Source organism: Pseudomonas sp. BIGb0558 (assembly GCF_024807515.1).
Lineage (GTDB): Bacteria > Pseudomonadota > Gammaproteobacteria > Pseudomonadales > Pseudomonadaceae > Aquipseudomonas > Aquipseudomonas yamanorum_A.
In genome coordinates this window covers 53867-76713 of sequence record NZ_JANUEW010000028.1, presented here as the reverse complement: position 1 = coordinate 76713, position 22847 = coordinate 53867, and the positions used below count along the sequence as shown (strand labels likewise).

At 59.8% G+C, this 22847-nt stretch carries 23 protein-coding genes; 13 read left to right on the top strand and 10 right to left on the bottom strand.

Features of this window, described 5'->3' with window-relative positions:
* The 11 genes from M2400_RS25420 to M2400_RS25370 form a co-directional block, all read left to right on the top strand.
* On the top strand, positions 1-1052 hold a 1052-nt coding region (locus tag M2400_RS25420), incomplete at its 5' end, for a glycoside hydrolase family 19 protein (RefSeq protein ID WP_405046207.1).
* On the top strand, positions 1049-1942 hold the full coding sequence (locus M2400_RS25415; RefSeq protein WP_177115482.1) for a tetratricopeptide repeat protein: 894 nt from the start codon (positions 1049-1051) through the stop codon (positions 1940-1942). The genes M2400_RS25420 and M2400_RS25415, both read left to right, overlap by 4 nt.
* Positions 1943-2190: 248 nt before the next feature.
* On the top strand, positions 2191-2454 hold the full coding sequence (locus M2400_RS25410; protein ID WP_177115481.1) for a PAAR domain-containing protein: 264 nt from the start codon (positions 2191-2193) through the stop codon (positions 2452-2454).
* 77 nt (positions 2455-2531) lie between these two features.
* On the top strand, positions 2532-3686 hold the full coding sequence (locus M2400_RS25405) for a hypothetical protein (RefSeq protein WP_259198835.1): 1155 nt from the start codon (positions 2532-2534) through the stop codon (positions 3684-3686).
* 9 nt (positions 3687-3695) lie between these two features.
* The gene (locus M2400_RS25400; RefSeq protein WP_259198836.1) at positions 3696-7064 is read left to right on the top strand and encodes an ImcF-related family protein; all 3369 of its coding nucleotides are present in this window, start codon (positions 3696-3698) and stop codon (positions 7062-7064) included.
* Entirely contained in the window at positions 7061-8644 is a 1584-nt protein-coding gene (tssA, locus tag M2400_RS25395; RefSeq protein ID WP_259198837.1) for a type VI secretion system protein TssA, read from the top strand. Before M2400_RS25400 ends, tssA begins: the two co-directional genes overlap by 4 nt.
* A gap of 24 nt (positions 8645-8668) precedes the next feature.
* Positions 8669-10438: a type VI secretion system baseplate subunit TssF gene (gene tssF / locus M2400_RS25390; protein ID WP_259198838.1), complete on the top strand. Its 1770-nt coding sequence runs from the start codon at positions 8669-8671 to the stop codon at positions 10436-10438.
* On the top strand, positions 10402-11499 hold the full coding sequence (gene tssG / locus M2400_RS25385; protein WP_177079782.1) for a type VI secretion system baseplate subunit TssG: 1098 nt from the start codon (positions 10402-10404) through the stop codon (positions 11497-11499). Before tssF ends, tssG begins: the two co-directional genes overlap by 37 nt.
* Positions 11480-12016 carry a type VI secretion system lipoprotein TssJ gene (tssJ, locus tag M2400_RS25380; RefSeq protein WP_177121370.1) on the top strand — a complete coding sequence of 179 codons (537 nt, stop codon included), beginning with the start codon at positions 11480-11482 and terminating at the stop codon, positions 12014-12016. Before tssG ends, tssJ begins: the two co-directional genes overlap by 20 nt.
* Positions 12017-12019: 3 nt before the next feature.
* Positions 12020-12460, top strand: coding sequence for a type VI secretion system baseplate subunit TssE (tssE, locus tag M2400_RS25375; RefSeq protein ID WP_259198839.1), 441 nt, complete (start codon positions 12020-12022; stop codon positions 12458-12460).
* 23 nt (positions 12461-12483) lie between these two features.
* The gene (locus M2400_RS25370) at positions 12484-13611 is read left to right on the top strand and encodes an OmpA family protein (protein ID WP_259198840.1); all 1128 of its coding nucleotides are present in this window, start codon (positions 12484-12486) and stop codon (positions 13609-13611) included.
* A gap of 27 nt (positions 13612-13638) precedes the next feature.
* Here the strand turns inward: M2400_RS25370 and modC are convergent, their stop codons facing one another.
* The 5 genes from modC to M2400_RS25345 form a co-directional block, all read right to left on the bottom strand.
* Positions 13639-14724 (bottom strand): molybdenum ABC transporter ATP-binding protein, encoded by a 1086-nt coding sequence (gene modC / locus M2400_RS25365; RefSeq protein ID WP_259198841.1) that lies wholly within the window; start codon positions 14722-14724, stop codon positions 13639-13641.
* Positions 14724-15404 carry a molybdate ABC transporter permease subunit gene (gene modB, locus M2400_RS25360; protein WP_003212595.1) on the bottom strand — a complete coding sequence of 227 codons (681 nt, stop codon included), beginning with the start codon at positions 15402-15404 and terminating at the stop codon, positions 14724-14726. Before modB ends, modC begins: the two co-directional genes overlap by 1 nt.
* The gene (gene modA, locus M2400_RS25355; protein WP_259198842.1) at positions 15405-16172 is read right to left on the bottom strand and encodes a molybdate ABC transporter substrate-binding protein; all 768 of its coding nucleotides are present in this window, start codon (positions 16170-16172) and stop codon (positions 15405-15407) included.
* A gap of 119 nt (positions 16173-16291) precedes the next feature.
* Positions 16292-17356, bottom strand: coding sequence for a nitronate monooxygenase family protein (locus M2400_RS25350; protein WP_259198843.1), 1065 nt, complete (start codon positions 17354-17356; stop codon positions 16292-16294).
* 110 nt (positions 17357-17466) lie between these two features.
* Positions 17467-18345: an alpha/beta fold hydrolase gene (locus M2400_RS25345; protein WP_259198844.1), complete on the bottom strand. Its 879-nt coding sequence runs from the start codon at positions 18343-18345 to the stop codon at positions 17467-17469.
* A gap of 175 nt (positions 18346-18520) precedes the next feature.
* On the opposite strand from M2400_RS25345, the gene M2400_RS25340 reads away from it, so the two are divergent.
* Positions 18521-19105, top strand: coding sequence for an ABATE domain-containing protein (locus M2400_RS25340; RefSeq protein ID WP_177046446.1), 585 nt, complete (start codon positions 18521-18523; stop codon positions 19103-19105).
* A gap of 6 nt (positions 19106-19111) precedes the next feature.
* Here the strand turns inward: M2400_RS25340 and ada are convergent, their stop codons facing one another.
* The 5 genes from ada to M2400_RS25315 all read right to left on the bottom strand — a co-directional run bounded on the left by ada (position 19112) and on the right by M2400_RS25315 (position 22200).
* Positions 19112-20176, bottom strand: a complete 1065-nt coding sequence (gene ada, locus M2400_RS25335; RefSeq protein ID WP_259198845.1) for a bifunctional DNA-binding transcriptional regulator/O6-methylguanine-DNA methyltransferase Ada — start codon at positions 20174-20176, stop codon at positions 19112-19114.
* Positions 20177-20252: 76 nt separating this feature from the next.
* Positions 20253-20933 carry a DNA oxidative demethylase AlkB gene (gene alkB / locus M2400_RS25330; RefSeq protein ID WP_177046437.1) on the bottom strand — a complete coding sequence of 227 codons (681 nt, stop codon included), beginning with the start codon at positions 20931-20933 and terminating at the stop codon, positions 20253-20255.
* Positions 20923-21639, bottom strand: a complete 717-nt coding sequence (locus M2400_RS25325) for a 2OG-Fe(II) oxygenase (protein ID WP_259198846.1) — start codon at positions 21637-21639, stop codon at positions 20923-20925. Before M2400_RS25325 ends, alkB begins: the two co-directional genes overlap by 11 nt.
* Before the next feature lie 82 nt (positions 21640-21721).
* Positions 21722-21886 (bottom strand): hypothetical protein, encoded by a 165-nt coding sequence (locus M2400_RS25320; RefSeq protein ID WP_177046340.1) that lies wholly within the window; start codon positions 21884-21886, stop codon positions 21722-21724.
* An 11-nt stretch (positions 21887-21897) separates the two neighbouring features.
* Positions 21898-22200: a DUF1883 domain-containing protein gene (locus M2400_RS25315; protein WP_003212586.1), complete on the bottom strand. Its 303-nt coding sequence runs from the start codon at positions 22198-22200 to the stop codon at positions 21898-21900.
* Positions 22201-22413: 213 nt separating this feature from the next.
* On the opposite strand from M2400_RS25315, the gene M2400_RS25310 reads away from it, so the two are divergent.
* A complete protein-coding gene (locus tag M2400_RS25310) occupies positions 22414-22764 on the top strand; it encodes a hypothetical protein (RefSeq protein WP_003212585.1) in 351 nt (116 codons plus the stop codon).
* Positions 22765-22847 lie beyond the last annotated feature (83 nt).

Genomic DNA, 22847 nt, shown 5'->3' with positions numbered 1-22847 from the left:
AAATAACCGCTGAAGAGTTGAACGATGCGATGAAGTTTCCAGCGCACGTGCAGTCGCTGTCGCAACTGATCATTCATTACGAAAGCGAGTGGCGCCACGAACCCCACAAGTGGGACGCACTGGACGAATTGCTCGGCCATAGTGGTTCGACGCCACTTTTGAACTGGTTGGCGGAGAAAGAGCGGATCAAGCAGATCAGTTGGTGGAATGAAGTGGCGCCGGGGGTTGGGTTGCCGGCGCATGGGCAGGTTTATCACTTGCATCCGGTGGGGTTGTTTACACGTTTTATCGGGAACCCTGAACGTCAGTTGATAACGCTTGCCATGTTGAAAAAAGCGAAGCCTAGTATTGCTGACTCTTATTGCGATGCAATACTGCCATATCTGAATAAGTATGCCGCGCTATATGAGGTCAATACTCCCCTCCGTATTTCTCATTTATTAGCTCAGGTTGGGCACGAAAGCGGGTTTAAGGTAAGGGAGGAAAATCTAAATTACACACCAGTTCGAATGAGGAAGATTTTTGGCTGTAGAAATAACGAAGCCGGTTACGATGATTCGAAAGACGAGTGCATTTCTTTCCCAAGACTTCGCCCTAAGCTCTGGAGTGAGCCAAACACATATGCAAATAATCCAGTTAGTTTAGGGAGCTATGTTTATGCTAATAGGAATGGTAATGGAGATGAGGCGAGCCGAGAAGGGTATAAATATCGAGGGCGAGGAATTATACAGTTGACTGGGAAAAGCAATTACCGAGAATACTCTCGAATACATAATCAAAAGGATTCCTCTGATCCTAGAGATTTTTTGGAAAGTCCGGACTTGATAATTACCGATTTAAAGTATGGGGTGGAGTCGGCCTTTGTGTGGTGGAGTATGAATCGTATGAACGATTGGATTGCGCGTTCATACTCTATAAGAACAGAAGAAAACATCGTCGAGCATGTTGCAGACGTTTCGAGAAGGGTGAATGGTGGTGCTATCGGTTTGAGGGAGCGTGTTTCTCTTTTTAATGAGTTGCGCAGCATGATTGAGGTAGAGTCGAGTTTATGAAGGGTAAAGTATTTTTGTTTGCATTGTTTTGGCTCTCGATCCCCGTTTGTGCGGAAGATAGGATTTATTCGTTAAATCCAAGCTTTTATGGTCTAGATATAGCCGAGTTCTTGTCAGTAGATGGTGGGCACGGAAGAACTATAAAAGGTTATCTGGCAGGTGAAAGCGGGAGCCGGCACAGTATTCCTGATGTATGTGAGCCCGAGGGAGGAGACTCTGAATTAATTGATTCCTACACGGTAAAAGGAAAAGATAGCTATTTTTTATTTACTTGTGGTTGGTCTGTTCAACATTCCGGAATCGGGCTTAATGGAACGCTGTATGAGACATTTGTTTATGTTCGAAGGGGGCAGGATTTTTTGATAAAAGAAGATAAACTTTCCAGGATTTTGTCTGGTTACGAAGGGCGTCAAGAGGGCGGGGGCCATAGCTACGCTTGGTACTCAGCAGCGCGCAACGTTGCTAGCGAGAAAATATTGGAGGTTGAGTCCGGCAATATGGTTGATTCGCTTGTCCTAGCGCATAAAATTGTTATAAGTCGTTTGAGTGATGGAGATGTGGATGCAATAAAATCTTATCTAAGTTTCGAGCGTATTCGACAGCTGTTTCAAGACTTTCCAGTCAGTAAGTCCACCGCCACGGTCTACAATGATTTTGGCTATGCTTTGGGGGAGGCCGGCGAAAACGCTAGGGCTTATGAAATCTTAAAGAGGGTTGAAAGAGTTTCTCCTGATAGAGTGGTGCTTATGTTGAATATCGCAGACGTAATATGGGGGTCCGACAAAAATAAATCGAAGGGTTATTATAAAAAATACGTTGATTCGATGGGGCGAGCCGGAAAGGAAAGGTTAATTCCGTTAAGAGTATTTGAGCGTATTTATTATAAATAAGCACGGTTGAGGAAGGTGGTTTCGTAGTGTGTCATGAGAGCATGTGGTGTCAAAGTTATCGGCTTGTGTGGTTTAAGGGCAGAGTTAAGTTTTTTGGATGCCATGTGTAATGCGAAAAACGACCGAATTGTACTGATAACTCATTTGGAAAAAAGCGCTTGAGCAACGAAGCAACACGGGGCGTGGAGGGCGAAGTTGTTAGGGGTAATAATTTTGCATTTCCGCCTGTTACGAACTAGGAGCAAGTTATGAAAAATATCATTCGTATCGGCGACAAAACAACCAGCGGCGGCACTGTTCGATCAGGCTCCACCGTTATGATTTTCAGAGGCATTGGTGCCGCTCGCAAGGGTGACCCAGTGGATTGCCCAATCCCGGGCCATGGCCGAACGGAGATTGCCGAGGGGCATCCCACGTTTCACGACCACGGTATTCCTATTGCGTTTCACGGACATCGTTGTGCTTGTGGTTGCACCTTGATTTCGTCGTTGCCTCAAGTGAGCGCGAGTTAGTCATGCCGGTCAGATTGGATCAAGTCCCGGCTCTATCTCCACGGCCAGCGCGGCCGAGGGGCTGGCTTTGGCTAGGTGTGCTGCCGCTGTTGCTTTTGCTTGCGGGCGTGTTTGGGGCATTTTTATTCGGCACTCAATCGTTACGCGAACAGCCCGTGAATTTCTGGGGGCTGGCCTTGGGCACGCCGCTCTTGGGTTGGTGCTTACTGAGCTTCGGGCGTGTTTTGCTGTATTTCGGTCAACACCAAGTTGCTGATGGGTGGGACCAGGCGCGTGAAGAGGATTTTAGCCAAAAAGTTCGGCGAGGTCGGCGTGTGCAGCAGGTGTTGGGTGTCAGTCTTCAAACGTCTCCGCAAGAGCCTGATGCGCCGACACTACTAAGTACCTTTCTCGGCGAATTTAAGGCGCTGAAGGCTCAACCGTCCAGAGCGGACCAAACTGTTTCACGCCACAGCCGCATGACGTGTGATGCGGATGAAAGCTCCGAGCAGGCGTTACGAAGGGTATTGACGCAGCTACTCTCCGATCTGACCCCAATCCTGAAGCAGGCGCCCGACGATATGCCGTTGGCCTTATTGTTGGAGGTTGATAGCTCTTTGCCGGAGGACGTGTGGCAGCAGATATGGCAGCAGGTGTGGAGCGATTCCGGCATCCGTCAATCTACGGTGTCCGTTGGTGGGAGCGGGTTGGCCGCGCTGGACCAGTGGCTCGATCAGCGCATTGGTGATCAGGCTTCATTCATGGTCGTGGCGTTTCAGTTTGCTCCGCAAGAGCTTGAAGGGACGACGGAAGTTGCCGTCGGGCTGCTATTTGGCAACCGCCTGACGCAAGCCGCTTTGCCATCGTTGGCGTATCTGCATCGCCCGGAGCAGGAGAGCGAACTGACGGCAGACGCTTTGCTCTATGCCGCGCGCCAGGCGTTGAATTGGGTGCCGCTTGAGGCGCAAGCAATCGAGCAGACATGGCAGGTGGGGATTCATGCGCAGCGCAATGAGGTACTGACCAACACCTTGACCGCAGTGTCGCTTCCGGCGAAGCACAACCAAGGGTTTTACAACCTGGATACCTTGCTCGGGCACCCAGGTAAAGCGTCACCGTGGCTGGCGATCGCAGCTGCAGCGCAGTCCATTCAGAGCGGCGCTGGGCCGCAATTCATTGTCAGCGGGGGCGGCTGCGTTGATGCAGGGCTCTGGAGCACGGTCTTGACGCCTGTGCCATCGCTCTCGAAGTAGGAACTTAGAATGCAGTTTCGACGTGTTGTTTGGTTGACGGTTCTCGTCGTTGTTTTGTTGCTGGTGGGTACGGTCCTGTGGGGATTGGTCTGGCAGCACCCCGAGTTGTTTGGGTTTCGACCCGGCAGTGATCGCCAGGCTGCCGGGTTGTGGGTGATCGGCGCTACGACATTGGTTCTGCTGATGTGCGTCACTGGCTACCATTTGCTGGGTTATCAGTTGGGGCGTAAGGCTTATCGGTCGCTTGAGGCTGATGATATGCCCCAGCCTACGCAGGCTGGCCGTCCTGAATCCCCTGACGCTAAAACTGTAGTGAGTTCGGTTAGAACCCATTTGCGCGGCCAATACGGCCTCTTCTGGCGCCGAAAAGTCCGCCTGCTCCTGGTCATTGGCGAACCCGCCGAAATCGCAGCCATCGCCCCAACCCTGGCCGATCAGAAGTGGCTGGAAGGTCAAGGCACCGTCCTGCTATGGGGCGGCAGCGCGCAGGCCAAACTGAATCAATCATTCCCAGACCAATGGAGCGGCCTGAGCCGCTGGCGCGCACTGGACGGTGTGGTCTGGGCACTGAATAAAACCCAAACCGCCGACGACCCTGCAATGAGCGCAGGCGTACGCGAGGTGCAGCGCCTCGCCAGTGGCCTGAAGTGGCAGCTGCCGTTATACCTCTGGCAGGTCTGCGAAAGTGAGTGGCCTCAAGACACCCGCAAGGCGCGGCCAGTGGGCTGCCTGTTGCCTGAGCGTTTTACGGCGGCAGCTTTGGAAACTTCTCTGTCGCGCCTGCTGGAGCCTTTGCGTCGCGAGGGCCTGGCGCAGATCAGCACCGTGATGAAGCATGACTTCCTGCTGCGCCTGTCCCGGGATTTACAGGGAGAGGGCATCGCCCGCTGGCGTCACGCGCTGGCGCCTTTCGGCGATACGTTTGCCCATGAGGTGCCCCTGCGTGGCCTGTGGTTCAGCCTGCCGATACAGCGCACGCCGCATGATAGAGAACATGACTGGTCAGTTGCCCCGGTGTGGAATGGGGTAACCAGCGATAACGCCAGCGGCCGCCGGCTGGGCTGGAGCGCGCCGCGAGTCGGGTATGCGTTGGCGTTGGGTCTGGCGCTGGTGTGGGGCGCCGGCTTGCTGCTTTCCTTCGCCAGCAACCGCGTACAAATCGCCCAGGTACAAACATCATTGGCGGCATTGCAGCAGTCGGGAAGCCCCGACGAGCAACTCAGTGCGCTCAACGATCTGGTGCGCGAACTGGGGCGCCTCGACTACCGCGCCAAACACGGCACGCCTTGGTATCAGCGCTTTGGTCTGAACCAGAATCAAGACCTGCTCGCGGTGTTGTGGCCGCGTTACGTCGAAGCCAATAATCGCTTGATTCGCGACCCGGCGGCCGCCCATTTGCACCGCCAGCTCAGCGCGTTGATCAGCCTGCCCCCGGACAGCGAACAACGGGCTGAACGTGCCCAGGAGGCCTACGAGCAATTGAAGGCGTACCTGATGATGGCGCGCCCGGCAAAAGCCGACGCCACCTTCCTGGCCCAAGCGCTTGGAAATGCCGAGCCGCTGCGCGAGGGTGTGTCGTCGGGCCTGTGGCAGGGCCTGGCGCCTAATCTGTGGCGGTTCTATGGCGAACACCTGTCGGCGCATCCGGCCTGGGCGATCCAGGCCGACCCGAAGCTGGTGGCTCAGGCCCGACGGGTCCTGCTCAGCCAACTGGGCCAGCGCAACGCCGAAACCCATCTGTACCAGCAGGTCCTCGATGCGGCCGCCAATCAATACCCTGAGCTGCACCTGCAAACCATGACCGGCGAAACCGATGCCACGGCGCTGTTCCATACCGTGGCCAGTGTGCCGGGCGTGTTCACCCGCCAGGCCTGGGAAGGGCAGGTACGCCAGGCCATCGACACTATCGCCGAAGCACGCCGTGAAGAAATCGACTGGGTGCTCAGCGACAACCAGACCGAAATCGCCACTGAGCTGACCCCGGATGTGCTCAGGGAACGCCTCGTCGAGCGTTACTTTCAGGATTACGCCAGTGCCTGGCTGGACTTTCTCAACAGCCTGCGCTGGAACCAGGCCAGCAGTCTGAGTGATGTGATCGACCAACTGACGCTGATGACCGACGTGCGCCAATCGCCCTTGATCGCGTTGATGAATACCCTGGCCTATCAAGGGCAGGCTGGCACGCGCAGCCAGGCCTTGGCCGACTCGCTGGTGCGCTCCGCACAAAAGCTGATCACGCAAGACAAAGTGCCAATGATTGACCAACAGGCACAAGCACCGCGCAGTCCGCTGGACGCCACCTTCGGTCCATTATTGACCCTGCTCGGCAAAGACCCGCAGGGCCAGGCCGACAATGATCGGTTGAGCCTGCAAGCGTTCCTGACCCGCGTCACCCGGCTGCGCCTGAAACTGCAGCAAGTGAGCAACGCTCCCGATCCGCAGGAAATGACCCAGGCGCTGGCGCAAACCGTGTTTCAGGGCAAAAGCGTGGACCTGACGCAAACCCAGTCCTACGGCAGCCTGGTCGCGGCGAGCCTGGGAGCCGAATGGAATGGGATCGGTCACACCCTGTTTGTGCAGCCGCTGGACGAAGCCTGGCAGCGAGTATTGCAACCCTCGGCCGCGGGGCTTAACAGCCAGTGGCAGCGTGCGATCGTGCGTGATTGGCAGAGTGCCTTCGCCGGGCGCTACCCGTTTGCAGAAACCGCCAGCGATGCTTCCCTGCCGATGCTGGGGCAGATGATCCGCGCCGACTCCGGACGCATCGAGCAGTTTTTGCGCAGCCAACTGAGCGGCGTGCTGCGCAAGGAAGGCAGCCGCTGGGTCGCCGACCCGCGCCATAGTCAGGGGTTACGCATCAATCCGCAGTTCCTGGCGGCGATCAATCAGCTCAGCCACCTGGCCGACGTGATCTACACCGACGGCGGCATGGGGTTGAGCTTCGAACTCCAGGGCAAGGCCGCCCGGGACATCGTGCAAACCACCTTCATCCTCAACGGCGAACGGCACCACTACTTCAACCAGAAAGAAAGCTGGCAGCGTTTCAATTGGCCTGGTCGCAGCGACTACCCAGGGGCGAGCCTGAGCTGGACCAGCATCCACACCGGCGAGCGCTTGTTCGGTGATTATCAGGGCACCTGGGGCTTGATCCGCCTGTTGGAGAAAGCCCGAATCACCACCCTGGACGACGGTGACAGCCGTTACCGCATGGTCCTGAAAGCGCCTGACGGCCTGAACCTGACCTGGAACCTGCGCACCGAACTGGGGGCAGGGCCATTGGCGTTGCTCAAGCTGCGTAACTTCGCATTGCCGCCGCAGATATTTCTCAACGAGGGCGCCGTTGCAGAGCCCTATGCACAGAACGGAGGCTTTGAATGAGCCTGCACGCTTTGATCTCCCACTGCCTTGGCGAGCGCGATCCTTTGGTCCTGGCTCGCAGCCAGGCGGAACGCTGGCAACCCTGGCTCCAACCCATCAGCAGCCATTCGTCGGCAGGCGAAGACCCTGGCTATGACGATGACTTCCAACGCATGCGCGAGGAGGTCAACCAACTGTCCGGCGCGGATGCAGAACGGGTGGCCCAGTTGGCAGAAAAGCTGCTGATCCACACGTGCAAAGACCTGCGGGTGGCCACCTATTACCTGTGGGCGCGCTTGCAGAAGGATGGGGAGGCTGGGCTGGCTGACGGCCTGACGTTGCTTGCCGCGTTAGTAGAGCGTTTCGCCGCTGATGTACTGCCGGTACGCGCCAATAGCCGCAAGATGGCCCTGGAATGGCTGGCCAGCGGAAAGGTGCTGGACAGTCTGTCGCTGTACCCCGAAGTAGTGCGCAGCGAAGCCGAGCGCACGGTGGCGGCGTTGGCTTGGCTTGAACGCGGGCTTGCAGCCTGGCCGCAGGATCAGCGCCCCGCTTTGGGTGCATTGTACGGCGCGCTGTCCACCCGGTTGACTCAGTCCGGCGGAGTGGATGCGCTGGTGCCGCAGCACAGCGCCAGCCATGAGTCCAACGCGCACACATCGCCGAGCGCCACGGCCATCAAGTCAGGACGCGATCTATTGGACAGCGGCAGGGCGCTGGCAGGTTATTTGCGCGAGCAGCCCCAGGGTTGGCTGGCGGCGCATCGGCTGATGAAGAGTTTGCGTTGGGACACAGTGCACCAGGCGCCACCTGAGGAAGCCAGCGGCCACACTCGGCTGGCGTCACCCCGTGGCGACTATCGGGCACAGCTCAAGCGCCTCTACCTGCAACAGAGCTGGACTGAACTGCTCGACCAGGTCGAGCGGATATACGCCGAAGGCGTGAACCATTTCTGGCTGGATTTGCAGTGGTACCTCTACCAGGCGCTGAGCAAACAGCCCGCGCCACAAGACAGTTGGGCGGACATCGTCAAGCGTGACCTGGGCATGTTTCTCGACCGCCTGCCGGGCCTGGAACTGCTGCACTGGAGCGACGGTGCGCCGTTCGCGGACGAGATCACCCGTGACTGGATCTCCCAGCACGTCACTGGCAATCGCGCGCAGCAATGGCTGCCCGCACCGAAGGCGGTGCCAACCACCGCTGACACAGACATCTTGTCGCTGGAGAGCGAGGCCCTGGCTCAGGCCGACAGCGCCGGCGTAGAAGTCGCACTCGCGTGGCTGGCGGCCCGGCCCGACATGCAGACCGGCCGCCAGCGCTGGCTGCTGCGGCTGTTGATGGCGCGTGTCGCAGAGCAATACGGCAAAAGTGACCTGGCCATGCACCTGTTGGCCGAACTGGACGCCACCGCGCAGCACCACGCGTTGGATGTGTGGGAGCCGGAGCTGAATTTCGAGGTCAAGGCTCGCCTGCTCAAGCTGTTGCGTCTGAAGGCGCAACGCACCGATGCCGACAAACCCTCCCTGACCCGGCGCACCGAGGCGCTGCTGGCAGCGCTGGTCGCAATTGACCCGGTAAGCGCGGCTGTGCTCTGCGGCTAACCCTCTTTCATCTGGAGTCTTTCTGTGAGCATGGACAATTTGACACTGCGCTACTACGACGCCGAAATGCGTTACCTGCGCGAGGCCGGCAAGGAGTTCGCCGAAGCCTTCCCGGATCGAGCGGCCCAGCTCAATCTGGATAAACCGGGCGCGCAAGACCCATATGTGGAACGGCTGTTCGAAGGGTTTGCCTTCTTGATGGGGCGTCTGCGGGAGAAGCTTGACGATGACTTGCCGGAGCTGACCGAGGGGCTGGTGAGCCTGTTGTGGCCGCATTATTTGCGCACCATTCCGTCGCTGTCGGTGATAGAGCTGGTGCCGGAGCTGGCGCAGATGAAATGCAGCGAGTCCGTTGGCAAGGGGTTTGAGGTGTTATCCCAACCCATCGGCCCGCAAGCTACTCGTTGTCGTTACACCACCACTCAGGACCTGACCTTGCAGCCGCTGGCCCTTGAGTCGGTGCGGTTGGCTTATGAGCCAGACGGACGCTCGCTGCTGCGTCTGCGCTTTGCCTGCGGCGCGTTGACGGACTGGAACCAGCTCGACCTGAGCCGTCTGCCGCTGTACCTGAGCGCCGATGCACCGCTGGCCAGCGCCTTGCACCAGGCGCTGACGCTGAACACCCAGGCGCTGTACGTGCGTCTGCCTGGGCAAGACGAACGCGAAGCCCTTGACGGCCATTTCGCGCCCAAGGGTTTCGCCGACGAGGATCGCCTGTGGCCCAAGGGCGATAGCGCGTTCAGTGGTTATCAGTTGCTGTTGGAGTACTTCACGTTTCGCGAGAAGTTCATGTTCGTGACCCTCTGTGGTCTGGAACAACTCCGCCTTAATGCCGGCACACCCTGGTTCGAACTGGACGTGGTGTTGCGTGAGGCGTGGCCGCGTGAATTCAGTGTGAGCAGCGAACACATTCGCCTGCATGCGGTGCCGGTGATCAACCTGTTCGCGCTGGACTGCGACCCCTTGACGCTGGAGCCGTTGCAAACGGACTACCTGCTGCGGCCCATGCGGTTGCAGGACGGTCACACCGAAATTTATTCGGTCGACCAGGTGACCTCGTCAAAGAGCAACGTACGCCACGACTATGTGCCCTTCAGCAGCTTTCGCCACAAGGGCGGCATGCTGCGCGACGACGCCCCGGAGTGGTATTTCCATACCCGTTTAAAACGTTCGGCCAAGGGCTTGCATGACACCTGGTTGATCCTGGGCGGTGACGGCTTCGACAAGGATCTGCTAAGCAACAGCGAAAGCCTGTCGTTACGCTTGACCGGCACCAACGGACTGCTACCCCGCAAGGCCCTGCAAAGCACCTTGCTCGACACCGTCATGCAGTCCACTCAGACCGGCTTGCGGGTACGTAACCTGTGCGCCCCCAGTTTGCCGTGCTACCCGCCCAGCCGTGACCGTTTTCATTGGCGCGTACTCAGTCATCTGGGTTCCAACTTCCTGCCGATGCTCGACAGCGCCGAGGTACTGCGCGGCACCCTGGCGTTGTACGACTGGACCGGCAGTGAACTGAACCGTCGTCGGCTGCAAGCGATCGTCGAGGTTCGCCACCATCTGGTTCAGCGCTTCGAGAAGGGCTTTCTGCTGCGGGGAGTGGATATCGAAATTACCCTCGACGCCCATGGTTTTTCAGGGGAGGGCGATATCAGCCTGTTCGGCGAGATGCTCCATCGCTTCTTTGGCCTGTACGCCGATATTCATTTGTTCAACCAGCTCACGCTGATCCTGCAACCTACTGGAAAGTGCCTGCGATGGAACGAGAACCACAGTCAGCGTATTCCCGGCTGAAAGCTTCCGGGTTACTGGAGGCGCTGGACGGGCGGGTCGCCGAGGCGAACCTCTACCGGTTCTGCCAGTTGCTGGAACAGGCGTTGCCCAATCACCCGCCCCTGGGGAGCTCCGCGCATCCGGCGGATGATCCGGTGCGCTTTCGGCCTGACCCTGGCATGGGATTTCCTGCGGGGGAACTAAAGGCCATCGAAACCTGTGGGGACCTGCCTGAACGTCCTGCGACGGTACGCACGCGCCTGCTCGGGCTTTACGGCGTTGACTCGCCGATGCCAACGACCTTTCAGGACGACATCGCCCAGCGTCGCGAAGGTCACGAAGCGTTGGAGGCGTTCCTGGATATTTTCAACCACCGGATCTTCACCCAGTTCTATCGCATCTGGCGCAAGTATTCCTACCCGGCGACGTTCGAGGCAGGTGGTAGTGACGCAACGTCACAGTGCCTGCTGGGGTTGATCGGCCTGGGGATTCCCGGTACGGCCAAGCAGATTGCTACGCCGGTCTCGCGCTTTCTTGCGCTGCTCAGCGTGATGCGCCTGCCTACCCGCAATGCCGAGGGTATCAGCGCATTGGTCAAGCTGTTGGCACCTGATACCGAGGCGCGGGTAACACCGCACTGGCCACAAAAAGTAGCTTTGGTTCAGCCGGCCAGTCTGTCGAAGCGTCATCCGGTGAGTTTGTCCCAAGGGACGCCATTGGGCAGCGTCGGCGTTGATGCCAACAGCCAGTTGCACCTCGCGCTGTTCACTGAGGACCTGAACGAAGCGCGTAGCTGGTTGCCGGGCGGCCTGTTGCACAACGACTTGCTGGTGTTGTTGAGGGTATATCTGGGCTGGCGTTGCACCGCGAAATTGCAGCTGTCTCTGCCTATAAATAGCCTCCCCAGTCCCGTGTTGGGTGGCACGCCGGTGCTGCTGGGCATGACCGGCGTCCTGGGGCTGGGCAGTGAGGCCTGGCAGGTCGGCGAACACGAAACCATCACCATCAATCTGGGCCGATACCAAGGCCTGCACAGCAACCCCCGATTCCGAGAGGCACAGCATGTCGCATATCATTTTTAATCTATTGAAGGTGACGCTGCTTGGCGCACTGCTCACCGGGTGCGGGCTGACTCAGACAGTGAGTGATGCCACCACGTCTGCGGCCAAGGCCATCTTCTTTAAGCAAGTGAAAACCCTGCACCTGGACTTTACCGGCCGAGCAGCGACGAACGCTGACAGGACGGACATGACCGGGCTAACGGTGCCAACAGCAGTGCGCGTGTACCAACTGCGCGACAACAAAACCATGGAAAAAGCCGCCTACCACAGCGTATTGAGCGACGCTGACAATCTGCTGCGTGCCGACCTGCTGGATCAGCAAGCGCTGGTGATCAAACCCGGGGAGGGCGCACAGCTGGATGTGCCGCTGGATACAGACGCTCAATTCGTCACGGTCGTGGCGTTGTTCCGCACGCCCGACACGCGGATGAACACGTGGCGCCTGACGCTGACCCGCGACGATCTGGACCCGGACCGAGCCAGGGTGATTGAGCTCGGCGACAATCGACTGGCCCTGAAACCATTGGCACCGGAGTAAGCCGTGAGCGAACTGAACCCCTCGCTTTACGAAATGCTTTTGCAGAATTTCGACGGCGAACTCGACATGTACCGCGTCCGGGAAGAGGACCAACACACGTTATCGGTGCTGGATAACCTGCGGCGCATTCTCAACAGCCGGGCGGGATCCCTCAGTCACCTGCCGGATTATGGCCTGCCGGATATGGCGCAGACGCTGCAAGGGCTGCCTGCCTCGGCGCATGGGCTGATGGGAACGCTGATGAATACGTTGCTCAAGTACGAACCGCGTCTGGAAGCCGTCAACATCGAACTGTTGCCACAGATCCGGCCCGGCCATTTGGAATATGCCCTCGATGTACAACTGAAAAACGGCGAGCGGGCGACCTTCGGCACAACCCTGGCGCCCGAGGGCAAAGTATTGGTACGTCATTTAAGACAGCAGGACTACTTGTCGAAGCCGTAAACCTGTAACGGAAGGGAAGCTGGATGACAGCGTTATTTGAAATGCGTATTCGAGTCGGTGGTGATCCTCGCGGCTTTGGTGAGTTCACTGCTTTGCGGGACGAGTTGGCCAAGCTGAGCCATCCGGCATGTCCGGACGTCGACTGGGCAAAGGTTGAACAGTTTTGTCTGACGTTGTTTCAGAACAACGGCGCGGAGCTGCAGACCGCCGCTGCTTTTGCGTTGGCGCGCAGCCAACGCTACGGCCTGGAGGGCATGGCCCAGGGAGTGACGCTGATTGAGGCGTTATGCAGCGAATGGACTACGGTGTGGCCCCCTAAGACTTCGGTGCGTTTGGGTATTCTCGCCTGGCTGTTTGGCCAATGGCAGCCGTTGCTGCGCCGCGTGGAAAGTAGCTGTCAGGCAGTGCCCGTCCTTGAGCGCCTGGGCGGTGAACTGGATCGGTTGGCCGCGCAGTTGGATCGTCAGGGGCAGGCGCCTCTGGTCAGCCTGCAGGCGGTGCGTCATCAGGTTGGCAGTTTGATGCGGCGTTTGGAGCGCAGCCAAAATGCAGGTGGAGCGGACCTGATGTTGACGAGCGCCCCGGAACCGGCCTTTGTCCTGCCGGTGGTTATCCTGCCCGCCCTACCAATGCCGGAGTTGCCGCCTGCGGTCTCCCGAAAGCGCCGTATCGTTCTGTGGCTGTTTGCGCTGATCACATTGATGGCGCTGGGTGGTGGTTGCTGGTGGTGGGTTGATCAACGCGTCCAGCCGCAACCAGCGGTGCCCGGCACTGTGCACCTGGACAGCCTGTCGCTGTTCGATGCCGGCAGCATCGAGCTCAAACCCGGCTCGACCAAGGTGCTGATCAATGCACTGGTCAACATCAAGGCCCAGCCCGGCTGGCTGATCGTGATCGTCGGGCACACCGACACAACCGGCGACGCCGAGCAGAACCTCCAACTCTCCTACGCCCGTGCCTCGGCGGTACGCGACTGGATGCAGCGTATGGGTGATCTTCCGGATAATTGCTTTGCCGTCCAGGGCGCGGCAGGCAAACAGCCGATCGCCAGCAATGACACGGCATCTGGACGAGCAGCCAACCGTCGGGTGGATATACGTCTGATGCCACAAGCACAGGCCTGTGCGCTGTCGGAGACTGGGGAGGGCTAAGCCGCTACGAACCACGCATAGTGCAACTCAGGCCAGCACCGCCACCGCCTTGATCTGCGCCCACAACGTCTGGCCCGGATGCAGTTGCAACTGATCCCGTGAGTACCGGGTGATGCGCGCCAGCAACGGTGTGCCGGCCGCATCGAGGCTTACCAGCACATGGGCGGCGTTATCCGCCGGGATCTCCTGTGTCACCGTCACCGGCAGGCGATTGAGGATGCTGCTGTGCTCCTCCGCCTGCAGGCTCAGGCTGACGTCCCGGGCCTGGATCTTGAAGCGCAACGACTTGCCCAGCGCCAGCGGCGCATGGGCCACGCGCATCTGCAATTGGCTGGCAGGCAGTTGCAGGGTGAGCAACTGGTAGTGTTCGTCGTAGGCGCTGACGGTGCCGTTGATCACCACGCCGGCGTCGTCGCCCAGGGCCATGGGCAGGTCCAGCCGGGCCAGGGTTTCGCCGATGGGGCCGCTGGCCAGGGCCTTGCCGTCGCTGAGCAACACGATGTGATCGGCCAGGCGCGCCACTTCGTCCTGGGCATGGCTGACGTACAGCACCGGAATCTCAAGCTCATCGTGCAGGCGTTCGAGGTACGGCAGGATTTCGCTTTTGCGTTTGCTGTCCAGTGCCGCCAGGGGCTCGTCCATCAGCAGCAGGCTCGGGCTGGTAAGCAGCGCGCGGGCAATGCCGATGCGCTGGCGTTCGCCGCCGGAGAGGTGCTGCGGGTGGCGGTCCAGCAAGTGGCCGATGCCCAGCAACTCCGTCGCGTGGGCCATGTCGACCCGCCGTTGCGCGCGCGGGATGCGCTTGAGACCGAACTCCAGGTTGGCCAGCACCGACAAGTGCGGGAACAGGCTGGCTTCTTGAAACACATAGCCCAGGGCGCGCCTGTGGGGTGGCACGAACAGGCCTTTGCGGCTGTCTTGCCAGACCTCGTCGTTGATCTGCACGAAGCCTTCTTCGGCCCGTTCCAGCCCTGCGATGCAACGCAGGCAGGTGGTCTTGCCGGAGCCGGAGTGGCCATACAGCGCCGTCACCCCGCGACCGGGCAATTGCAGGTCGACGTCCAGGGCAAACCCGGAGTACTTCAGTTGCAGGCGCACCTCGATCATCGACATCAGCTCCAGCCCGCTTTGGTTTTACGGCTGGAGTAGAGCGCCAGCAACACTAGGAATGAAAACACCACCATGGACCCGGCCAGCCAGTGAGCCTGGGCGTATTCCATGGCTTCGACGTGGTCGTAGATCTGCACCGAGACCACCCGGGTCTTGTTTGGAATATTGCCGCCGATCATCAGCACCACGCCGAACTCACCGACGGTGTGGGCAAAGCCGAGAATCGACGCGGTGATAAACCCCGGGCGTGCCAGGGGCAGGATCACCGTGAAGAAGGTGTCCCAGGGATTGGCCCGCAACGTCGCGGCCACTTCCAGTGGGCGAGTGCCGATGGCGGAGAAGGCGTTTTGCAACGGCTGCACCACAAACGGCATGGAATAGATCACCGAGCCGATCACCAGCCCGGCGAAGCTGAAGGTCAGGGTGCCCAGGCCCAGCCATTGGGTGAACTGGCCGAAATAGCCGTTCGGGCCCATCGTCAGCAGCAGGTAGAAGCCGATCACCGTAGGCGGTAACACCAACGGCAAGGCGACCACTGCGCCAATGGGGCCGCGCCACCACGAACGGGTGCGCGATAGCCACAGGGCGATCGGAGTGCCGATGATCAGCAGGATGACCGTGGTCAGCGACGCCAGTTTCAGGGTCAACCAGATCGCGGAAAAATCGGCACTCGACAGCGGCATTTACAGCTCGTAACCGTAGGATTTGATCACTGCGGCGGCTTTCGGACCTTTCAGGTATTCAACCAGGGCCTTGGCGGCGGCACTGTCCTTGCCTTTGTTAAGGATCACGGCGTCTTGTTTGATCGGGTCATGCATCGACGACGGCACGATCCAGGCCGAACCGCTGGTGACCTTGCCGTCCTTGTAGATCTGCGACAGCGCGACAAAACCCAGCTCGGCGTTGCCGGTGGACACGAACTGATAGGCCTGGGTGATGTTCTGGCCTTCAACGAGCTTGTCCTTGACCTTCTCGGTCAGGCCTTCCTTCGCCAGCACCTGGGTGGCGGCCAGGCCATAAGGCGCGGCTTTCGGGTTGGCGATGGACAGGTGCTGGAATTGATTTTTCTTCAGCACTTCGCCCTTGGCATCCACGTAGCCTTCCTTGGCCGACCACAGCGCCAGGGTGCCGACCGCGTAGGTGAAGCGCGAGCCCTTGACGGTGTCGCCTTCGGCCTCGAGTTTCTGCGGGGTGGTGTCGTCGGCGCTGAGGAACACTTCAAACGGCGCGCCGTTCTTGATCTGGGTGTAGAACTGGCCGGTGGCGCCATAGGCAGCGACCAGTTTGTGGCCGGTGTCTTTTTCAAAGTCGGCGGCAATTGCCTGGATCGGGGCGGTGAAGTTGGCAGCCACGGCCACCTGTACTTCATCGGCATTCGCCGAGGCGAAGGTAAACGCGGCGATCAGGGTGGCAAGGGCCGTGGGGGCCAGGCGTGAGGCTCGAATCATCATCAAGAAGCTCCTTGGGGTTTGCGGCTTGTTATAGGCAGAGGGGGTCTACCGCTATGTATGGGAATATATAGCGGTTGGCCACTGCCGGTACAGTGCAAAGTTGCCCCGGGAGTTCAGGTTCAGCGCCGGCCGAGTTTTTCCAGGGTCTGCGCGGCCAGTTCCAGCGTCAGGTCATAGGTGGAGATGTCTTTGCCGAGGCGCAGTGCCTGGCCCGACCACAGGTTACTGAAGCCGGCTTCATCCTTGGCCTTGAGTGGCATCAACGCACCGCCGGACAGCGGAAACGCCGGGGCGGTCGGGTTGATCGCGCCGAGTTCGCGCATCACCCGGTTGATGATGCCCCGCGCCGGGCGCCCGGTGAACAGGTTGGTCAGCGCGGTTTCACTGGCTTGTGCCGTGCGCAAGGCGTGGTGGTGTGATTTCGAGACGGTGGCCTCGGGGGTGAACAGGTAGGCCGTACCGATCTGTACCGCCGACGCGCCGAGGGCAAAGGCGGCGACAATGCCCCGTGCATCCCCGATACCACCTGCCGCAATCACCGGCACGCTCACGGCGTCGACGATCTGTGGCACCAGGGCCATGGTGCCAATCTGGCTATTCAGGTCGTCGCCGAGGAATATCCCGCGATGGCCGCCGGCTTCGTAGCCCATGGCGATGATTGCGTCGCAGCCGTGCTGTTCCAGCCAGATGGCTTCTTCCACGGTGGTCGCCGACGAGAGTACTTTCGCCCCGGTGGCCTTGACCCGCTCCAGCAGGGATTTTTCCGGCAGGCCAAAGTGAAAACTCACCACTTCCGGGCGCAATTCCTCCACCACTTCACAGGCGGCGTTGTTGAAGGGGGCACGGTTGGACACAGGCGTCGGGGCGTCAAAGTCGGCGCCCAGTTCGCGGTAATAGGGTTCCAGCAGGTTCTTCCACTGAAGGTCGCGTCCTGCATCCGGCGGCGGAGGCTGGTGGCAGAAGAAATTGACGTTCAGTGGCCGTGTGCTGGCTTGGCGGATAGTGGCCAGCGCTTCACGCAGTTGCTCGATGCTCAGCGCGGCGGCCGGCATCGAACCGAGGGCGCCGGCCGCGTTGGCGGCGATCACCATGGCGGTGCTCGTGGCATTGGCCATGGGCGCCTGAATAATGGGTAGCTCAATGCCCAGCAGGTCAAGAATTCGGGTGTCTGGCCAGGTGCTCATGGGGCGCTTCTCCAACGATGGAATGCTGTTCCGTCGTTTTAGCAGGGCCAAGTAGCACCAGGCCAGTCTGTATTATTCACTGGACGAATCCAGTGTTTCGTGGGCGACCATCAATCGATGGCGTGGCCCAATACCTCATGAATCCGCTGGGCAATATGTGCGGCGTGGGTTTCCAGGGCGAAGTGGCCGGTGTCGAGCAATTCCACCACTGCGTTCGCGTTGTCGCGTTTATAGGCATGGGCGCCCGGCGGGATGAAGAACGGATCGTTCTGGCCCCAGATCACCAGCGCCGGCACTTGCGTGGCCTTGAAAAACGCCTGGAACGCCGGGTACAGCGTCAGGTTGTTACGGTAGTCGAGGAACAGGTCCAGCTGGATCTCGTCATTGCCGGGGCGCTGCATCAACAGCACGTCAAGCATGTAGGACTCCGGCGCAACCAGCTCCGGCTGCGAAACGCCATGCAGGTACTGATAGCGCGTGCCTTCCAGGCTGATCACCGCATTGCGGATCACCTCGCGATTGGCCTGGCTTGGTTCGGCCCAATAGTTGCGAATCGGTGCCCAGGCATCACCCAGACCTTCCAGATAGGCGTTGCCGTTCTGCGACACCAGCGCGCTGACCCGTTCCGGGTGCGCCACCGCCAGGCGCAGGCCCACCGGTGCGCCGTAGTCAAACACGTAGAGGGCATAACGGCTCAGTTGCAGGGCGTCGACGAAGTGGCCGACGGTGATCGCCAGGTTGTCGAAGCTGTACCGGTAATTGCGTTCGGCGGGGACTTCGGTGAAGCCGAAGCCTGGAAGGTCCGGCGCGATGACCCGGTAGCGTGTGGCGAGCAGCGGGATCAGGTCGCGGTACATGTGGGACGAGCTGGGGAAGCCGTGCAGCAGCAACAGCACGGGGGCGGACGGGTCACCGGCTTCGCGGTAGAAGATGCGCACGCCATCGGCATCAACGTGCTGGTAGCGAACCACTGGGGCGGTAATCGACATGATCGGAGTCCTCTCTGTAACTAGATAAATTTATATTTTGGGTTACTGGATTTCAGCCTGCGCTGGAAAATGTAACCTGTCAAATTAATTTATAGGGTTACTTTTTTGCGCATTCTGTAACTATCCAAAAGCGCAATCAACGGTTACGATGACGCGGACTTGCAGAGGACTCGCCATGACCGCTATTACCCCATCCCCATTGGAACCCTACGTTCTGGCCGACCACCCGGTGCTGGACATGCTCAACACCCGGGCCAATGTCGACGGCGTGCCCTTTGAATTCTGGCAAGGCGATGGCGATGTCGAACGCTGGCTGGTGCGACTTGGCTGGTGCGATGAGGGCGCGGTGCCGGTGTTCGAGAAGGGCGCTTTGCTGGGCGCGGCGCGAGGATTGCGGGAAGTGATCCGGCTGTTGCTGGAACAGCGCAAGGCCGGAGAGCAGGGCGACCCTGGCGCACTGAATGGATTTTTGCGCAAGGCGGTCAGCCACCCGCAGCTGGCTTGGCCGGCGCCCGGTGAGTTACGCCTGGAGCGCCAGCGCAAACAGCAAACGGCTGAGCAATTCTTGTCGCCGATTGCCGAAGCCGCCGCGACGTTGCTGGTGGAAGGGGATTTCGGCCTGATTCGCACCTGTGAGCATCCCGAGTGCGTGCTGTGGTTCTACGACCGTACCAAGGGCCACAAGCGCCGCTGGTGCAGCATGGCGCTGTGTGGCAACCGGCATAAGGTAGCGGAGTTTCGCAAACGTAAACTCCAGTAACCGTCTTCAGGATTCTGCCGGGCTTTCGCGCTCCAGCAATTGCCGTTTGCGCTCAACGCCCCAGCGATAGCCCGACAGGTTACCGTCGGCGCGCACCACACGGTGGCAGGGAATCGCCACGGCCAGGCTGTTGGCGCCACAGGCCTGGGCCACGGCGCGGTAGGCGGTAGGTGCGCCGATACGCTGGGCGATCTCGGCGTAGCTGGCGGTGCAACCCACCGGAATTTCCCGCAGGGCCTGCCAGACCCGTTCCTGGAACGCGGTGCCGCGCAGGTCCAGGGGCAAGTCCAGGCCCAGGGCCGGCGCCTCAATGAAACCCACCACTTGGGCAATCAGTCGTTCGAAGTCATGATCGGCCCCCAACAGGTTGGCGCGAGGAAACTGGTCCTGCAGGTCACGCACCAGTTTGTCCGGGTCATCCCCCAGCAGGATCGCGCACACGCCGCGATTGCTCTGCGCCACCAGGATTGCGCCCAATGAGCATTCGCCGACGGCAAAGCGAATGTCCGTGTTGGTGCCGCCCGCCTTGTAGTCGCGAGGCTTCATGCCGAGCAATTGGTCGGCAGCCTCGTAAAAGCGGCTGTTGGAGTTGAACCCGGCGTCATACAGCGCATCGGTCACCGAGTGCTGGTCCTTGAGCCCGTCGCGTACCTTGCGCGAGCGATGGGCGCTGGCGTAGCGCTTGGGTGTCAGGCCGGTCACCGCTTTGAACACCCGGTGGAAATGGAACGGGCTCAGGCCGGCGAGGTCGGCCAGGGCTTCGAGGGGCGGCAAGGTTTCGGCCTGTTCGATGTGCCGGCAGGCGGCGGCCACCAGTTGTGCATGGCGTGCAGCCACCTGGGTCTGGTCTCCCGACGAACGTTTGTTGGGCCGGTAGCCCGCGGCTTCGGCCTGTTGCGGGGTGTCAAAGAACTCGACGTTCTCCGGGCGCGGCCGCCGTGCGGAACTGCTGGGGCGGCAGTACACACCGGTGGTTTTCACGCCATAGACGAAAGTGAGGTCGGCTCTGGCGTCGCGGGCGACGATGGCGGCCCAGCGGGGATCGAGTTCGGTGGCGTGAGGCGCGGTCATGGTGATGGCTCCTGGATGAAGAGTGCCAGGTTAGTCCCGTGGGGCATTCGCATCACTCCGATGCTTGCGGTCAAATTCATCCGGCGGTTCGGAATGTCAGGTTGATGCGTTGCGGCCCCATGACTGGATGCGTGCCAGGCTTGATCGGCATGACGCCGTGAAACCGCAGGCGATCCACACCGCCCCACACCACCACGTCGCCATGGAACAACGAGACCTTTTGCGTCTTGTCGCTGCGTTCATGGCCGCCGAACAGAAAGATCGCCGGCAGCCCCAGTGATACCGATACCACAGGGGCTGCGTAGCGGCGCTCGTTCTTGTCCTGGTGCAGGGACATTTTGGCCCCGGGCACATACCGGTTGATCAGGCAGGCATCCGGCTCAAAGTCATCGAAACCCGCATCTGCCGCCGCCATCACGGCGAGTTGGCGCAATGTGGCAGGCAGGGCTGGCCAGGGTTGTTGGTTGTTGGGGTCAATCGCAGAGTAGCGATAGCCGGTAGGGTCGGTTGTCCAGCCCAACTCGCCGCAACTGCTCAACGCCGCCGACATGGTAAAGCCGCCCGGCGTGACCATTTGCCGGAACGGCGATTGAGCCAATACGCGTCGCAGTTCCGGCAGCAAACGCTCGACCCAGGGCAGGGCATAACCCCTGAGGACGTAGGACTGCTCACCGATTTGTTCGCGGCCCGAGGGCTGCTGCAAGGCCTCGTCGGCAAACAGATCGGCGGTGGTGCCGGGATGGGTCTTACTGCGCATCGTGAAAAATCACTCCCAAGGTATGCCGCGTGCCACTGTGCAGAACACTGACCCCATGACGCAAGGTCACCCGATGAAACCCCCTCACACTGGGCATCGGCCGCTGGTTGACCGCGAAGATCGCCGCGTCGCCCCTGTTCAGCGGGACCACCTGCGCCCGGGATTGCATTCTTGGGCGTTGTTCCGTCAATACCAGCTCCCCGCCACGAAAGTCCTCTCCCGGCTGGGACAACAGGATGGCAACTTGCAGGGGAAACACGTGTTCCCCATACAGATCCTGGTGCAGGCAGTTGTAGTCGCCCGGGCCGTATTGCAGCAATAACGGGGTAGGGCGCTGCTGGCCGGCAGCGTGGCAACGGGCGATGAACCGGGCATGATCGGCCGGGTAGGTGATGGGCAGGTTCATCTGTTCGTTCCAGCGATTGGCCTGGGGCGCCAGGTACCCATACAGCTGTTCACGCAGCTCGCTGATCGGTGGTGGCAGCGGATAGCGGAAATACTTGTACTCGCCCCGGCCAAAGCCGTGCCTGGCCATCAGCACATGGGAGCGAAACAGGTCGTGTCGGGGATAATGGCCGCTCAGTTCAGCGCACTCATGCTGATTCAGCAAGGCAGGAATCAGTGCGTTGCCCTGTTGATCGAGGTCCTGCTCGATCGCGCGCCAGTCCAGATTGGCCAGGCGCTCTTGCAGTGGGGTAGAAGACATCGACGAGTTCCTGTGGCAGCGGATAAAGGCGGCCAGTCTAGGAAGTCACCCGTGTCATGACACTCCGATGCTTGCGCTCGAATTACAGGGCCTTGCTTACATTGATATCAGTGATTTCATCGCTGGCATCGTGGATTTTCGCCAGGGCTTCCTTGGCTTCCTCGATGCTGCCAGCTTGCAGTTGGGCGAATTCGAAACGGCGCTCACCGTTGAGTTTGTACTTGATCACATATTTGGTGGTGGTCACGGGCATTCCTGTCAGCTCAGTTTAGAATTGGTACGGCGCACGATGCGGATCTTGTGGGACAAGGTCGGCTTCTTGGTCACGCTGATGGCGCGGCGGGTCACGACGTCCAGGGTAATGTTCCAGAACCCGGTGCTCGGCGCGGTGATTTTTGCCGGGAACTTGTCAAACGCGCCGCCGTGGTAGGTATGGCGGCCGCCGTTCTTGAAGCTGCGAAAGTTGGCGTCGCTCATCAGGCGGATGTTGCAGGTTTGCGAGCATTCAATGACGACAATGTCTCCCTCATTAAGGTGTTCGCGCTGGTGGATGAATTTCATGGGGTGTCTCCAGAAGGGCTTTTTCTGAAAAATCAGAACGATACGTAGGTTAAGATAGAGTTTATCAGCCCCAGCACGTTTATTATCGGACCGTCGTCGACGACTTCGACAATTTAAAACAGTTATTTACCGAGTTATCAGGGATAAATCCAACGTGGGCGGGAGAAAAATACCTTCCCCGCTGTCGTAGGGTCTTTATCGGAGGTTTTTTATATGAAGTGGAGTGTGTTGGTTCTGGCCCTGGCGTTGGGTGGATGTGCTTCGGTGGCGGATATCAAGCAGACCCCACCGACGCTGGCAGTGATCTCTGGCAAAAAGCCGCAGGAATACGCGGCGTGTGTGGTCCAGAAACTGTCCAAAACCCGCCGGCCATCGCAGATCGAGCCCCACAAGGATGGTGTGCAAGTGATTGTGCCGCAGAAGTTCTCTGCTGATCCGTCGGCTATCTTCGAAATTGAAGAGCGCTCCAGCGGCAGCAGCATCAAGCTCTACGAGAGCATGTCCAATGTGCCTATTCGCCCAGGTGACGTGAAGGCAGCGGGGGAGGCTTGCATTTCCGGTTGAGCCTGTAAGCCGCACACCTTCGAATCCGCTCAAAAAGCCCGGCCTGCAATCGCAGTGTCGGGTTTTTTGTGCGTGTTTTTTGT